10 protein-coding genes are annotated in these 15,054 nt (G+C 43.2%); 3 read left to right on the forward strand and 7 right to left on the reverse strand.

Annotated elements, in window-relative coordinates:
• Positions 1-316 precede the first annotated feature (316 nt).
• Complete coding sequence (locus ACHLI0_RS11380) at positions 317-1,531, forward strand: peroxiredoxin family protein (protein WP_490749194.1); 1,215 nt, start codon at positions 317-319, stop codon at positions 1,529-1,531.
• On the forward strand, positions 1,528-3,156 hold the full coding sequence (locus tag ACHLI0_RS11385) for a TlpA family protein disulfide reductase (RefSeq protein WP_490749195.1): 1,629 nt from the start codon (positions 1,528-1,530) through the stop codon (positions 3,154-3,156). Before ACHLI0_RS11380 ends, ACHLI0_RS11385 begins: the two co-directional genes overlap by 4 nt.
• A 272-nt stretch (positions 3,157-3,428) precedes the next feature.
• Here the strand turns inward: ACHLI0_RS11385 and ACHLI0_RS11390 are convergent, their stop codons facing one another.
• The gene (locus ACHLI0_RS11390) at positions 3,429-4,652 is read right to left on the reverse strand and encodes a 3-deoxy-D-manno-octulosonic acid transferase (protein WP_113748107.1); all 1,224 of its coding nucleotides are present in this window, start codon (positions 4,650-4,652) and stop codon (positions 3,429-3,431) included.
• A gap of 16 nt (positions 4,653-4,668) precedes the next feature.
• The gene (gene gltX / locus ACHLI0_RS11395) at positions 4,669-6,183 is read right to left on the reverse strand and encodes a glutamate--tRNA ligase (RefSeq protein WP_490749196.1); all 1,515 of its coding nucleotides are present in this window, start codon (positions 6,181-6,183) and stop codon (positions 4,669-4,671) included.
• Positions 6,184-6,277: 94 nt separating this feature from the next.
• Between gltX and ACHLI0_RS11400 the strand changes: the two genes are divergently transcribed.
• Positions 6,278-8,350, forward strand: a complete 2,073-nt coding sequence (locus tag ACHLI0_RS11400) for an HD family phosphohydrolase (RefSeq protein WP_490749197.1) — start codon at positions 6,278-6,280, stop codon at positions 8,348-8,350.
• On the opposite strand, the gene ACHLI0_RS11405 is transcribed toward ACHLI0_RS11400, so the two are convergent.
• The 5 genes from ACHLI0_RS11405 to ACHLI0_RS11425 all read right to left on the reverse strand — a co-directional run bounded on the left by ACHLI0_RS11405 (position 8,325) and on the right by ACHLI0_RS11425 (position 14,976).
• Positions 8,325-8,795, reverse strand: a complete 471-nt coding sequence (locus ACHLI0_RS11405) for a low molecular weight protein-tyrosine-phosphatase (protein WP_008765417.1) — start codon at positions 8,793-8,795, stop codon at positions 8,325-8,327. The two genes, ACHLI0_RS11400 and ACHLI0_RS11405, sit on opposite strands and share 26 nt — an antisense overlap.
• Positions 8,796-8,837: 42 nt before the next feature.
• Entirely contained in the window at positions 8,838-10,634 is a 1,797-nt protein-coding gene (locus ACHLI0_RS11410; RefSeq protein ID WP_490749198.1) for a DUF4091 domain-containing protein, read from the reverse strand.
• A gap of 55 nt (positions 10,635-10,689) precedes the next feature.
• Positions 10,690-13,146, reverse strand: a complete 2,457-nt coding sequence (gene priA / locus ACHLI0_RS11415) for a replication restart helicase PriA (RefSeq protein WP_490749199.1) — start codon at positions 13,144-13,146, stop codon at positions 10,690-10,692.
• Positions 13,147-13,346: 200 nt separating this feature from the next.
• A complete protein-coding gene (locus ACHLI0_RS11420) occupies positions 13,347-13,937 on the reverse strand; it encodes a porin family protein (RefSeq protein WP_008765414.1) in 591 nt (196 codons plus the stop codon).
• Between the two features lie 58 nt (positions 13,938-13,995).
• Positions 13,996-14,976: an SMI1/KNR4 family protein gene (locus ACHLI0_RS11425; protein ID WP_413555435.1), complete on the reverse strand. Its 981-nt coding sequence runs from the start codon at positions 14,974-14,976 to the stop codon at positions 13,996-13,998.
• Between the last annotated feature and the right edge of the window lie 78 nt (positions 14,977-15,054).

Consider the following 15,054-nt stretch of genomic DNA (forward strand, 5'->3'; position numbering starts at 1 on the left):
ACTATCATTTAGTTCAAAACCGCAAAGAAATGAACAACATTCAACTACTGATTCACATGAATAATATAAATATCAGGTTCCAGATCATTAGTAAGTTCATGTGTTTTCAGGGTACTATATTCAATGCATCAGGTCTGATCTTTGAAAAATTAGCAAAGGAGCGTATTGGATCAGCTAATGTCCATGAAGGAGTTCATGTATTCATTTGTTTTATTTAACCAATTGTTTGCCTCCAATTTACGAATTATTCGTAGATTTGTAATCAAACAGAATAAAAACATCTAACTATAGAAAACATATTACTCCACGATCAATCATGAAAACAAAACTACTGCTTATTACTCTCCTTTTTGCAACAATGCCGGCAGTCAATGCTCAAAACAGAGAGAGAGACTATTTAAAAAAGGTATTTGCCAATCTAGAGAAAATTGAATCCGCAACATATTATGTTGCTAACGAAAGCTGGCAACCCGGGGACTCCACCGCATTATCCATTCTACATGGATTCATCAAAGAATATAATCACCCCATAGATTCAACCATCAGCGCAAGCTATGTTTCACTGGATGCCAAGGATACTACAAAGCTAAACTTTTGTTATGATGGCAACGTCAGAGTAGAAGCCTATCACGATAATAAAAAGTTAGTAATTGATGACTTCACATTCAAACCACTTCCTTTCAGGCTAGTAAGACCTCCATTCTTCAATTTCGCAAAGAACATCATCAAGTATGCGCTTACCACTGATGATAATATCACCATAGAACTGAAAGACGAGGGTAATGATTACTATTTCAAACTAACAATCAATGAGGAACAACAGGTTGAATTCTTTGGAAAAGCCTTCCACATGCCTCTTCCCCCATTCGATATCGGCAATACGACTTCTATTTATGAATTATGGATTAATAAATCGGATAATTTACCTTTTAAGGAGCGAAGGGAAATGTCACATGATATTTCCGTTTCAACTTGTTCCAACCTTCAGATTAACAAGCTCAACATCAAAGACTTTAACATCAATGATTATTTCCCCAAAGATTATGAAACAGTTAAATACAGCGATCTCCACAAGAAAAGCGGAAACTCGCCATCCACATCCGGACTCACAGGCAAAAAAGCTCCGGGATGGATATTAGAAAATATAGATGGACAGTCTTTATCACTTGCCAACTGCAAAAGCAAAGTCATACTAATCAATTTCACCGGCATTGGCTGTGGCGCCTGCCAGGCAGCTGTACCTTTTTTGAAAAAATTAAAAGAATTATTCAGCAACGAGGAGTTTGATCTCATTGCTATAGAATCCTGGAGCCACAATGCATCCGCCATCCGAAACTACGCCAAACGGAAAGATTTGAATTATACGATTCTAAATGCCACGAACGAAGTTATCAAACAATACCAGACAGGTGGTGCTGCGCCCTTCTTTTTCATACTGGACCAGAAACGAATCATACGAAAAATAATCAGAGGATATAGCACAGAGAATACAGATAAAGAAATTATAAATGCAATCAAAGAACTATTATGAACAGACTGTTTACCTTCCTTTTCTTGTCTCTGCTATTCAACATAGTACAAGCACAATTACGGAGTCCCGAATATCAAAAAGGAAAAGCCATACTAAGCGGCACAATAGCTAATTATAGCCCTGATGATCATCCGGACCTCAAAATCGGAGCTCCTAATATTGTGATGGGGGCAGCCGAAACCCTCTTCCCGACTATCGAAGCAGACGGAAGCTTCAAAATCAATATTCCTCTCTATCATAACACACAAGTACGGATGATGATAGGGAAAGCCGATATAGTCATTCTGCTAAGTCCCGATAAAGAAACTAATGTAGCGGTCAATCTAAGCAATCCGCAAGGAAAACAATTTGTATTCAGCGGACAATATGCTACCATCAATAATGAATGGTGCCAGCCAGAATTGATTACAAGAATAGCTCCGGTTTATAGAAATGGCGACATACTGGATTCTATTGCAGGCATCAGCGCCAATGAATTTAAGAAACGCTGCATCGACCAATACAAACAGTGCGTAGCACACAACAACACAAAAACGCAATTTAGTGAAGATACCCGCACACTTGCCAATCTCTCATGTGCGTTCGATTGCATAGAGAATCTGAATGCAACCCGTTATTGTCTGCAAACGGCTTATCAGAAGAAGGAAAACATCACGCGTGAACAAGCCAGTACAGCCTTTGCCAATTTTGATTTTCCTTCCAATTTCTATGATTTCCTAAAGAGTTTCCCTGTCAATCATCCCTTAGCGCTCTATTGCTACAATTACCGCAACGTGATCTCAGGAGAACTCTATGAGCTACATCATGATCCTTTAAAATTTGAGAAGTATTTACTATCAAAAGCAGCGCTTACAAAGGAGGAACAAGCGCTTATTCGCCAATACGAGACAGCTCTCAAAACAGGTATCCCCTTCCAACAAGGCAGCGAGCTGATCGCGCTTATTGCAAAATACCCCAAAGAATATAATGAATTCAGTCAGAAACTATTCACCAAAGCGAAGGAGTATCTGAGCCATATCATGCAAGACAGCACTTGTTTAATGGTCGATTATATACGGGCAATCTATATGCGCTCCAGCCTATATAATTTAAAACCACTGACCACTCAACAAGAAGCTATGGCAACGGAAATTACAAACCCGATTTTCTTAGGAATCATTCAAGATATGAACCGACAGATGCAACCACGTGCAAAAGCGACAACAAAGAAATACTCTGTCTGCGAAGCACCTAAAGTATCAGAAGAAGAATTACTGTCTGCTCTCGTCGACTGCCATAAAGGAAAAGTACAATTCATTGACTTTTGGGCTACCTGGTGCGGTGGCTGCCGAAGGACGATTAAAGAATATGAACCTATTAAAAAAGAATTAGGCGAAAACGTAGCTTTTGTCTACCTAACTGGCCCCAGTTCCATCGAAAAGACTTGGAAAATACTCATACAAGACATTGTCGGTGAACATTATTGGTTAAACGAAAAGCAATGGGGGTATCTTTGGAAACATTTTCAGATGAAAGGTTTGCCCATGTATTTGGTGATAGACAAGCAAGGAAATATAGTGAAACGATTCACCCATGTGACACGAAAAGAACTGGAAGAGTTACTAAAACAGGAAATAAACAAATAGAATACCAACATTTTCAAAAGATGTACTGGTAAGCGGGTGTATCGAAACCTTTATAAATTAAAATTCATCTTCGCTACAGATAGTTGTGGCGAAGATGAATTCGTTAAAAGGGGAGTTCTGACACATCTCCTTATTCTTATCTTATTCTGTTATATTCTGAGTTCATTGACGAATCTCTCTTCTTTAAGAAAAACGAGACGGCAAGCTCAGAACAGCAGAGCGAAATGATAGGGCTTACCTGTTTTTCAAGCGACGCCCAACCTTATCCGTCTCTAAAAGTTAATCATGTGCATGATCTTCTCCGTAGCTCCGGCATTACTGGTCACATAATAACCGGCATTCGCACCGGTCTCACGCATGAAAACGTCATCTGCCTGAAAACGGTCCAGCAAGGTTTTCAACTCGTGATAGTCTTTAATTGAGTATGCGCCTTTAGCTTCGAGCAACCGGATTGCTTCCATAAACTTCTGATATTTCGGTCCGAAGATAACAGGGATGCCATATACAGCAGCTTCCAGCGTATTATGAATACCGACGCCAAAACCACCTCCGATATAAGCCACTTCTCCATAGCGGTAAATAGAAGATAACAGTCCGAAGCAATCGATAATCAAGCAATCAACTTTCAGTACATTCTTTTCGTCAGCACGAGTATAGCGTACATAAGGACGTTTCAGTTTACTGATAATCTCCACCAGATGATTTTCATCAATCACATGCGGAGCGATGATCAACTTCATTTCCGGATGGGTGTTGAAGTACTCCAGAAATAAATCTTCATCCGGTCCCCAAGAACTGCCGGCTACAAACGTAAAAGCATTGTCTCCTTTAAACATTTTCACCAATGGGAGGTCTTTGGCTTCTTCCCGAATCTGCAACACACGGTCGAAACGGGTATCTCCCACCACTGTCACACGACTAATGCCAATCTTCGACAAATAGCGTTTGGAAGCCTCATTCTGCACAAACAAATGATCGAAATCCTTCAGCACATTACGATAAGTCCCACCATACCATTTAAAGAATATCTGATCGCGACGGAAAATGGAAGAAACACTATACACCGGGATGCGACGCTTATGAAGCTCATCCAGGTAATTCTTCCAAAATTCGTACTTGATAAAGAATGCCATGCACGGGTTTGCAATATCCAGGAACTTCTTCACATTCCGCGGTTTATCAAACGGCAGATAGCAGACAATGTCCGCTCCCCGGTAATGCTTGCGCACTTCGTAACCGGACGGAGAGAAAAATGTAAGCAATATCTTATAATCGGGATATTTTTCCCTGATCATTTCTATTAATGGACGCCCTTGTTCAAACTCGCCAAGCGAAGCAGCGTGAAACCAAATATACTGCTCCCCTTTCTCCACTTGCTGTCGTAGAAGTTCATACACCACCCAATGCCCTTTCATCATTTTTCGGGGCTTACGGCTGAACGGAGCAGCAAAATGAACCAAAAGGTCATAAATAACTATTGCCAGATTGTAAAGCATAATTTACAAATCCTAATTATTTAAGTACCTCTACGGCGCGCTTCATACGAGCCAATGTCTCTTCCTTGCCCAACACCCAGGAAATATCGAACATATGCGGACCTTTACCTTCGCCTACCAGTGTCAGACGGAAAGCATTCATTATATTACCTGTATGGTAACCTTTTTCAGCAATCCAGTCCATCACTACTTTCTCCTGACCTTCAATGCTGAAATCCTCGATGCCGGCAATTACTTCCGCCAACTCAGTCATACATTTTGCCGAGTCTTCTTTCCAGCGTTTCTTCACTGTCTTTTCGTCATATTCAGCAGGAGCCACAAAGAAGAAGCTACAAACATCCCACAGTTCCTTGATAAAACTTACACGGTCTTTCATCATGCCGACTACCGTAACGACCTTCTCGAAAGGAGCCTCTACCCCATGCTCTTTCAGCACAGGCAAAAACAGTTCGGCAATTTCTTCATTCGGTTTAAGCTGGATATACTGATGATTGAACCAAATACCTTTTTTATAGTCGAATTTAGCTCCGGACTTGCTGCAACGATGAATGTCGAACAGTTTTATCATCTCGTCCATAGACATTACTTCCTGATCGTTGCCCGGATTCCATCCCAACAAAGCCAGGAAGTTAATCACCGCTTCGGGCAAATAACCCGATTCACGATATCCGGAAGACACTTCTCCCGATTCCGGACGCCATTCCAACGGGAATACAGGGAATCCCAAACGGTCGCCGTCACGCTTGCTTAGTTTACCGTTTCCTTCCGGCTTCAACAGCAAAGGCAAGTGGGCAAATTCCGGCATCGTGTCTTCCCAGCCGAATGCACGGTACAAAAGTACGTGCAGCGGTGCCGAAGGCAACCATTCTTCGCCACGGATTACATGAGACACTTCCATCAAATGGTCATCCACAATGTTTGCGAGATGATAAGTAGGCAGTTCGTCAGCCGACTTATAAAGCACCTTGTCATCCAGAATAGATGAATTAATAACGACTTCGCCACGAATCAAGTCATTCACGTGAACATCCTCGTTCGGCTCGATCTTAAAGCGAACCACATATTGCTTTCCTTCAGCAATCAATGCGTCCACTTCTTCTTTCGACATTGTCAGAGAATTACGCATCATCCCGCGGGTCGATGCATCATATTGGAAGTTAGCAATTTCCGCACGCTTAGCGTCCAGTTCCTCGGGAGTATCAAAAGCGATGTATGCCTTGTCATTATCCAACAAAATCTGCACGTATTTCTTATAGATTTCGCGACGTTCGGACTGACGGTACGGGCCGTGTTCTCCACCGAAGCTCACTCCTTCGTCAAAGTGGATACCCAACCACTTGAATGACTCAAGTATATACTCTTCCGCTCCCGGCACGAACCGGTTGGAGTCAGTATCTTCAATACGGAAAATGAAGTCTCCGCCGTGTTGACGCGCAAATAGATAATTATACAAAGCTGTACGCACACCACCGATGTGCAATGCTCCCGTAGGACTCGGAGCAAAACGAACTCTTACTTTTCTTTCTGCCATAATTTGGGTTAGTATAGGTAAATCGTGGCAAAATTAAACCTTTTTTTCCACACTATTGTTTTTTTTTGTACTTTTCGCAAAAATTTCAATGCGTATGGAACATATGAAGAAGAAAAAGAGGTTCTCAAGAAGAGATATATTATATAAATCATTGCTGTTTGTAGCGACAGTGACACTGATTGTCTATTTCCTGCCACGTGACGGAAAATTCAACTATCAGTTTGACATAAACAAGCCCTGGAAGTACGGGCAGCTGATAGCCACTTTTGACTTTCCGATCTATAAAGACGACGCAGTGGTGAACCGGGAACAGGATAGTCTGCTGGCTTCCTTCCAACCTTATTATCTGCTTGACAAACAAGTAGAGAAAGACGCAATCGCCAAGCTGAAAGAGAATTACCATACTCACCTGAAAGGTATACTTCCTTCCGTAGATTATCTGCGATACATCGAACGGACATTAAAAGAAATATACGGAGAGGGCATCGTTTCGACAGAAAACATACAAGAACTCCACAAGGACAGTACTTCGGCAATCATGATCATCGACGATAAACTCGCCAACTCCAAGCCTACCGATCATATATATACGGTCAAAAAAGCTTATGAGTACTTGCTTTCCGCAGATACGACCCACTTCAACCGTGAGATTCTGAGACAATGTTCATTAAACGAATACATCACGCCCAATCTCACATTCGACCAGCAACGGACACAGACCGCCAAAGAGGAAATGCTGAACAACTATTCCTGGGCCAACGGATTAGTCGTCAGCGGACAGAAAATTATAGACCGTGGAGAAATCATCAGCCCGGAAACGTACAATATTCTGGAATCATTACGCAAAGAGTCTATCAAGCGAAGTGAATCCATTGATCAGAGCCGCTTGATTCTTGGCGGGCAGATTTTGTTTGTCGGTATGCTGATGCTTTGCTTTATGCTCTATCTCGACCTATTCCGAAAAGATTATTATGAGCGCAAAGGCAGCCTGTCGTTACTGTTTACACTGATTGTATTTTATAGTGTAGTAACAGCTTTCATGGTATCACATAATATATTTAATGTATATATGATTCCGTACGCGATGCTGCCCATTATCATACGGGTTTTCCTCGATTCACGAACTGCCTTTCTGACACATGTCATTACGATATTAATCTGCTCTATATCCCTGCGTTTTCCGCATGAGTTCATTCTGACGCAGTTGGCTGCCGGATTAGTTGCCATTTTCAGTTTAAGGGAACTTTCGCAGAGGTCACAGCTCTTCCGCACGGCCTTATTGGTGATACTGACTTACGCGGCTATTTACTTCGCATTCGAGCTAATGACCGAGAATGGACTTGCCAATGACTTCTCTAAGCTGAATGCACGGATGTATACCTATTTCTTTATTAATGGTATTCTGCTGCTGTTTACATATCCGTTGCTGTTTCTGCTGGAAAAGACGTTCGGCTTTACCTCTAATGTGACTTTGGTCGAACTTTCCAATATCAACAGTGATCTTCTCCGGCAGATGTCCGAAACCGTGCCCGGAACTTTCCAGCACTCTATGCAGGTAGCCAATCTGGCGGCAGAAGCAGCGATCCGTATCGGAGCGAAAAGTCAATTAGTACGTACCGGAGCTTTGTATCATGATATCGGCAAGATGGAGAATCCCGCTTTCTTTACGGAAAATCAGTCGGGAGGCGTCAATCCTCATAAGAATCTGAATTACGAGCAAAGTGCCCAGGTCGTGATCAGTCATGTGACAGACGGATTAAAACTGGCGGACAAGCATAATCTGCCGAAAGTAATCAAAGACTTTATCAGCACCCATCATGGATGGGGAAAAACGAAGTTCTTCTATATTTCATGGAAGAACGAGCACCCCGACGAGGAACCGAATGAAGAACTGTTCACCTATCCGGGTCCTAATCCTTTCTCAAAGGAGACAGCTATTCTGATGATGGCGGATGCTGTTGAAGCAGCGTCACGCAGTCTGCCGGAATATACGGAAGAAACTATCAGCAACCTGGTCGACAAAATTATAGACTCCCAAGTTGCTGAAGGTTATTTCAAAGAATGCCCTATCACTTTCAAGGACATTGCGACCATCAAGACGGTATTCAAAGAAAAGCTGAAGATCGCTTATCACACACGGATCAGTTATCCTGAGTTAAAGAAGTAAGCAGACCGGCGCAAGCGTCTTCGAGTACATCCAGCACATATTCAAATCCTTCGGCCCCTCCATAGTAGGGGTCGGGGACATGATCGGCGGGAATGCGGGTACAGTACTCCGTCATGCGATGAATCTTTTTCCACTCTTCCGTAGAAGGAGCTTTTTCTTTCAGATCATCTATGTTACGGTCGTCCATTCCAATAATCAGATCAAAATTATAAAAGTCCTCTGTCCGCACCGGACGGGAGCGATGAACCAGTTGATAGCCCCGACGGGCAGCGTGTGCACGCATCCGGCTATCCGGCAATTCGCCTTGATGATAAGACAGGATTCCGGCGGAATCAATCACAAATTCTTTTTCCAGTCCGGCTTCTTTGATCAGGTGAAGCATTACTCCTTCCGCCGTAGAGCTACGGCAGATATTTCCGAGGCAGACAAATAATATTTTCTTCATAATTTACGTTTAATAATTGACAGGCTTCATTCGTTTCTATTATCAAAACGAATTAAGTATCTGATTGGCCCGGTTTACGGTAACGGCTGCCGGTATTTCCGGCATATTACCCAAATTGAACGGGGCCAGCATTTTCTCTATCTTCTTTAATCCGGCTTTATTTCCCTTCTTCTCAAATTCCTGACGAAGAATCGTTATTTTCTCATGTGCCTGAATACCTTCGATCAGACGTTCGAAACGGATACAGCTACGGGCTCCCGGATAAACAAGATAAGTATCTCCAGCCGCCCACGTGCGGAAACGTGAATCGAGCAACGGCTCCAAAGGCCAGCTATTGTATGCCCAACGCAGATAGCCGTCCAGATGCTTCTTCGAAGAATAGAAACTCATCCATGCAGCCTCAGCAGGATCGGAGAAAGTGAATGTATTGGGATGTGCTTCCGTACAACAAGTATAATAGGTGGTACGTTTATTCTCGGCCGCACGGCGGAGACGTACTTCTTCCGGGAAGTTCTGTCCGATAACAATGCAATAATCGTACAAGTCCGGCTCTATCTCAGCATGATAATTACCGGCCAGTGAAACCTTAAACTCCGGATCTGCCTTACGGATTACTTTCAACGTTTTCTGCATGACATCCATCGGACGCTCGTCCATCGCAATCGCACAAATATCAAACCATCCCTTTTCTCTCAGATGCTTGGAAAAAGAAGTAAGCATCGCAACCCACATTTCTTCATAAGCAGGTTCTCCCGGTGCTGTCCTCACAAATTTCAATGAATTTGTTGCCTGATCAAAATACTGGAAAGATAATTCCCAGGGAACCATAGAGTAACAGTTAATCTGCTGATTGATACCGACACTCATCATAAACTCTACCCAGCGATCAAAAACCGTATAGTCGAAAGCCCAAGTGCCGTCGGCACGTTTCATCCATGTTACCATTGTCTCGAAATAATCTTCAGTCTGACCGTTCCAAGGTTTATGTGTCAAAGTGGCTGTAATAATCTTTTGACCGGCATCCGCCAGCATTTTCATCAGCGGGCGCATAGCGTCCAGATGCTCCTGACTCCACAAGGGAACCTGATAATAACGGGCTACGGCAAACGGGCTCTGCCACAAATCCAGATGATAAGCCCATTCGGACGGTGCGGGAAGTTCACGGGAAGAAACAAGGATTTCGAGATTAAGCTGCTGCAACAGACGGGAACCGTCTTTTATCAGCAAGGCACCCTTGTAGGTTCCGGGAGTAGCCGATTGAGGAATCCAGCATTGCACCCAGATAGGTTGAACAGTACGTGCCGGAACAGACATTGATTTCAAGTTCGTATCAATCGGGTCGGCTACCAACAACGAATCGTAATCCACTGCTTGACGGTGACCGCATGCGCCTCTGCCATCTTTATTCAGTTCATCGGTCATTACATAACGGATGAAACCGGCTTTAAACGCCTCATCCGAAAGGCTATTTCCTTTTTTATCTTTAAAATCGGTAAAGCTGAAGTTCAGATCTTTCACCTCAGTGCCGGTCCAGACAACAGCCTGCGCATTTACACGTTCGCCACGCCAGCCTTTTAAAGTGGTAAGCTGCTGTTTTTTCAGCTGAGGAAGCCGATGCTTCGCATAGCGGGTGTCAATAGTTCCCCAGGAAATCTGAGGGTTGGTAACTGCTGCCCAGTCTTTATCAGAGGGGGAGGAAGGGTCGGGCAGTTCCTGATAAGTTTCTATTGGAAATTTCGGTTGCCCCGTAGGGGTTCCACACTGAGTCACTCCTTGCTGGGCAAAAAGAGGACTCACACCAATAAGACATGTTAAGCAATAAATCGTAAGTCGTTTCATGGTTAGTTAATTTATAAAGGTTATTATAAGAAAAATATTAGGTCTGTATCGAGTGCTACATGGGGTCTACATCATAATAGACAATCAAGGATTTATAGCGTTCATCCTCCAGCATATCTTTCTGGATACGTTGTAGCAATTCCCGCGCACGTCCCATCGGGGCATTCTGTTCGATCTTCAGCACTATCTTTTTGATGAATAATGTCTGGATACGAGCAACGGGAGGTTTGTCCGGTCCCAATACCCGGTTTCCGAACACGGTTCTTAATTTCTCTGCCATGACCGCAGCCATCTGGTCCAGCAATGCTTCATTATGGTTTTTCAGATAGACATACACCAACCGATAGTAAGGGGGATAATGAAACATTTGTCGTTCAGCGAGTTGACCGTCTACCATTTCTTCATAGTTATTACCGATAACCTGATGGACAATGGGGTGATCAATGCTTTTCGTTTGCAGTACCACCCGCCCGCGTTTATTCTTACGCCCGGCTCGTCCTGCTACTTGTGCCATCAGTTGGAAAGCACGTTCGTAAGAACGGAAATCCGGATAATTGAGCATGGTGTCCGCATTCAAGATGCCCACTATACTTACATGATCAAAGTCCAGACCTTTCGATACCATTTGCGTACCGATCAGTATATCTGTCTTTCCCTGTTCAAAATCGGCGATAATCTTCTCGTAGGCAGCGCGGGTACGGGTAGTGTCTAAATCCATTCGGGCAACAGCCGATTCCGGGAAAAGGACTTTGATATCATCTTCAATCTTTTCCGTACCAAAGCCACGATTGACCAGTTCTGTTCCTTCACAGGCGGGACAAAACTTCGGCAGTTGATAGGTATAGCCGCAATAGTGGCAGGTCAGTTGGTTGATACCTTTATGATAAGTCAGACTCACATCGCAGTTCTTACATTTCGGCACCCAGCCGCAAGTACGGCATTCTATCATCGGTGCAAATCCGCGACGGTTCTGGAAGAGAATGACTTGTTCTTTCTGTTCCAGTGCTTCTTTCATATATTGTATCAGTAACGGCGAGAACTGTCCGACCATCCGCCTCTTGCGATGTAGCTCTTTGATATCCACCGGAATAATCTCCGGCAGCTGAATTTCTTTATATCGTTCTTTCAGTTGTACAAATCCATATTTTCCATTCCTTGCGTTCTGCCATGTTTCTATAGAGGGGGTAGCAGTGCCGAGAAGCGTTTTTGCTCCATACATGGCAGCCAGTACGATAGCCGCATTCCGTGCATGATAGCGAGGAGCAGGGTCCTGTTGCTTATAGGTGTTCTCATGCTCTTCATCTACAATCACCAGGCCCAGATCACGGAAAGGAAGAAATACGGAAGAACGGACTCCAAGGATGATATCATATCCTTTATCTCCCAGTTGCTTCCGCCATATCTCTACCCTCTCGGCATCCGGAAACTTGGAATGATAAATCCCCAAACGAGAACCGAATACCCGTTGCAGGCGCTCTGTGATTTGAGTGGTTAATGCTATTTCAGGCAAGAGATACAATACTTGTTTCCCTTGACGAATCGTTTCTTCTATCAGATGAATGTATACTTCTGTCTTTCCACTGGATGTAACTCCATGAAGCAGGCAGACATTTTTCTCCTGAAAGGATTGCACGATCTCATCGTGCGCCCGCTGCTGAAACTCGTTCAAGGCATTCAACTCTACGACCTCCTTCACTTCCTTATTCAGCCGGCCGACTTCATGAAAGTAAATCTCAAATATCTTTTTCTCCACCAAGCCATTCAGAATAGAAGGAGACACCCCTGCACGTTGCAACAGCTCTTTTTTCGAAACTTCTTTCGGCGTTTCTCTTCCAAGGATTCCCGAACACTCGACATATTTCATCAGCAACGCCAACTGCTTCGGAGCGCGGGACAGGATATCAAATAAGATATGAAGCCGCTTTTCATCAGCAGAACCGGCTAATCGTACTCTCGCCTCTGTTTTCGGCTTGTAAGTACGGCGCAATTCCTCTTTCACAAAGATGGCTTCTTTATCCAGCAGAGATTTGATGACTGTGAGGATATTTTTCATGCCACTCTCCTTCTCCAGTTTCGTGACACATTGCTGAGAATCTACTGAAAGCAAATCAAGAATGCACTGTTCTCTTTCCGACAATGGTGCATCCGCCTCAAAATCGGGATTATATTCTACAATCGTTTCACTCTCCAACTTCAAGCCGGAAGGAAGTGCCGCTTTATAAACGTCTCCTTGTGTACAGAGATAGTAATCCGCCAGCCACTCCCAAAACTTAAATTGAGTGGACAATAAAATAGGAGAAGCATCCAGCAATGCAGATATATCCTTCACCTCATACTCCGTCGGAGCACAATAATGAACATTACGAACGATAGCTGTATAAAATTTCTTCCGTCCGAAAGGAACTATCACACGGCATCCGATCTCAACCTCTTCCGCACATTCATCCGGCAGGGAATAGGTAAAGTACTTCGGAAGCGGTAATGGTAATATGACATCTACATACTTTTTCATTGCAAGCACAAAAGTACAATAAAAAAATGGGGATTTAAAAGAGGAAGAGGGAACACTGATAAGAAAAATAGTCTGCACACCGGAATCTGATAAAATAGATTCAGGTTTACAGACCAGTACCTTAAACAAACTACCTTGAATAAAAAAGAGCCTCCTTTATCGGAAGCTCTTTCTTTGTATGATTGAATGTAACGAATGGCTTAGAAAATATAAGCAACAGATACTTGCCAAGTCTTGGTTTTGTATGAGCCTTCAATGTCTTCAAAGCTGGCAGTCTTGCCCAACGGAATATTATAATTAGCTCCTACTTGCAGATGATTCAACAGCTTCACACCTGCACCGACATTGATACCGACTTCAGCTTTCTTTTTATCGGTTTTTACTCCGTCTATTGTCTTATTACCGGCAAAATCAAAGTAAAAATCAGGACCGGCAGCCACATAAAGACCTACCAGACTTCCCAGACCGATGTTATATTTCAAATTGACCGGAATATCCAAGCCATTCTGCTTGACAGTAGCTTCTTCACCTCCATCAGAGATTTTTATACCTCTTTGAGCAAAAAGCAAAGACGCATCGACTCCTAATCCCACAACCGGAATATTGAATTCCGCCATCGGACCGATAAAGAAACCTGTAAAATTATCCTTTTTAAAGTTTTCTTTCACATCAGAAAAGCTTGCTTTAGACAAGTTTAAACCACCCTTTACACCAAAATGTAATTGTGCCTGGGCAGGCATCGCCATACCGATACATACGGCAATCATTAAAGCACCAAAAATCTTTTTCATAAATCTACGTGTTTATAATTCGGGACAAAGATATATATTTATAATAAATAAACACAAATTATTGCTCTTTGTTCGAAATCAACTCCCGATTTGCCAGCAAGGCTTCCTTAGTTCCCGCCGCCATCGAAAGAATGCCGTCATTACACGTAACCATACCGCTCTCCTTGCGTCGTGTCAGCCAATCGGTAACAAAGTCCGAAGCATATCCTCCCGTACTGAACTCACCGTCCAGCGCTATTATCTTTTTATAAGCAGACAGGTAATCTTCTTCCGTCGTATCGGGATAAACGTTGGTGTAAAGCCACAACTGGATGTCGTAAAGCAGATAAGAACGTTCGTCGGCATGAAGCGCAAAGAATCCTTTATCGGTTACTATCTCTTCCGATATCTTCCGAATCCATCGCTCCGTATCCACGGGATGATCACACTTTGCGCACAAATCGGACAAGAGCGGTGAGAAAGCTGCGTTCCGAACTTTTTCCAGCTCCATTCTTTCATCTTCTTCCGACGTATCAAAGACTTCTTCGTTGACAAGTCCCCGAATAAATTCTTCAAAGTTATCGGCAAGGAAAGTAACATAATAATCATCTTCCTGATCGACATGAACGACTTTCGGTTCGCCCTGCGGACCACACTCCCGATAATCAAGGAAAATCATATCATGTCCCGCAGAAGGACAGTCGCAGATAGCCACTCCAATGTCCGGATACCCCCATTCTTCAATCATGAAACGGCTGCCGAGCTGTCCGCAAAGAGAATAAATCTTATCCTTATCGACTCCCATAATGCCAGTGATAGCCACATGGTCGTCCGCCCAACTGGTAGGTTCGTCGCAAGGAAAACAAACATTGAAAGGTATTCCACCGTTATGCTGCTTCATCAGCCAAATATAAGATTCGGGGAGTTTGTATCCCAGTTCACGTTCTGTTTCTTCTATCATCTCTTCTGTAGGAGGTGCGCCAATATATTCATTCATAGCATATTCATCATCATCCCAGAAGTCTATAAAGTCAAAATTCTCAAAAGGTTTGTTTTTCATAATCGCTGTTTTTAATTTGTATTCTTTTAGTTTTGCTTTGTATGTATATACTACTTTTCACGAATATACTAAAAAACA

It is taken from the genome of Bacteroides sp. RCH18 (genome assembly GCF_058231005.1).

Bases quoted from the DNA above. Each gene is read 5' to 3' on its own strand.
- ACHLI0_RS11385 (WP_490749195.1), top strand. From the start codon at position 1,528: ATGAACAGACTGTTTACCTTCCTTTTCTTGTCTCTGCTATTCAACATA.
- ACHLI0_RS11420 (WP_008765414.1), bottom strand. From the start codon at position 13,937: ATGAAAAAGATTTTTGGTGCTTTAATGATTGCCGTATGTATCGGTATG.
- ACHLI0_RS11390 (WP_113748107.1), bottom strand. From the start codon at position 4,652: ATGCTTTACAATCTGGCAATAGTTATTTATGACCTTTTGGTTCATTTT.
- priA (WP_490749199.1), bottom strand. From the start codon at position 13,146: ATGAAAAAGTATGTAGATGTCATATTACCATTACCGCTTCCGAAGTAC.
- gltX (WP_490749196.1), bottom strand. From the start codon at position 6,183: ATGGCAGAAAGAAAAGTAAGAGTTCGTTTTGCTCCGAGTCCTACGGGA.
- ACHLI0_RS11380 (WP_490749194.1), top strand. From the start codon at position 317: ATGAAAACAAAACTACTGCTTATTACTCTCCTTTTTGCAACAATGCCG.
- ACHLI0_RS11425 (WP_413555435.1), bottom strand. From the start codon at position 14,976: ATGAAAAACAAACCTTTTGAGAATTTTGACTTTATAGACTTCTGGGAT.
- ACHLI0_RS11400 (WP_490749197.1), top strand. From the start codon at position 6,278: ATGGAACATATGAAGAAGAAAAAGAGGTTCTCAAGAAGAGATATATTA.
- ACHLI0_RS11410 (WP_490749198.1), bottom strand. From the start codon at position 10,634: ATGAAACGACTTACGATTTATTGCTTAACATGTCTTATTGGTGTGAGT.
- ACHLI0_RS11405 (WP_008765417.1), bottom strand. From the start codon at position 8,795: ATGAAGAAAATATTATTTGTCTGCCTCGGAAATATCTGCCGTAGCTCT.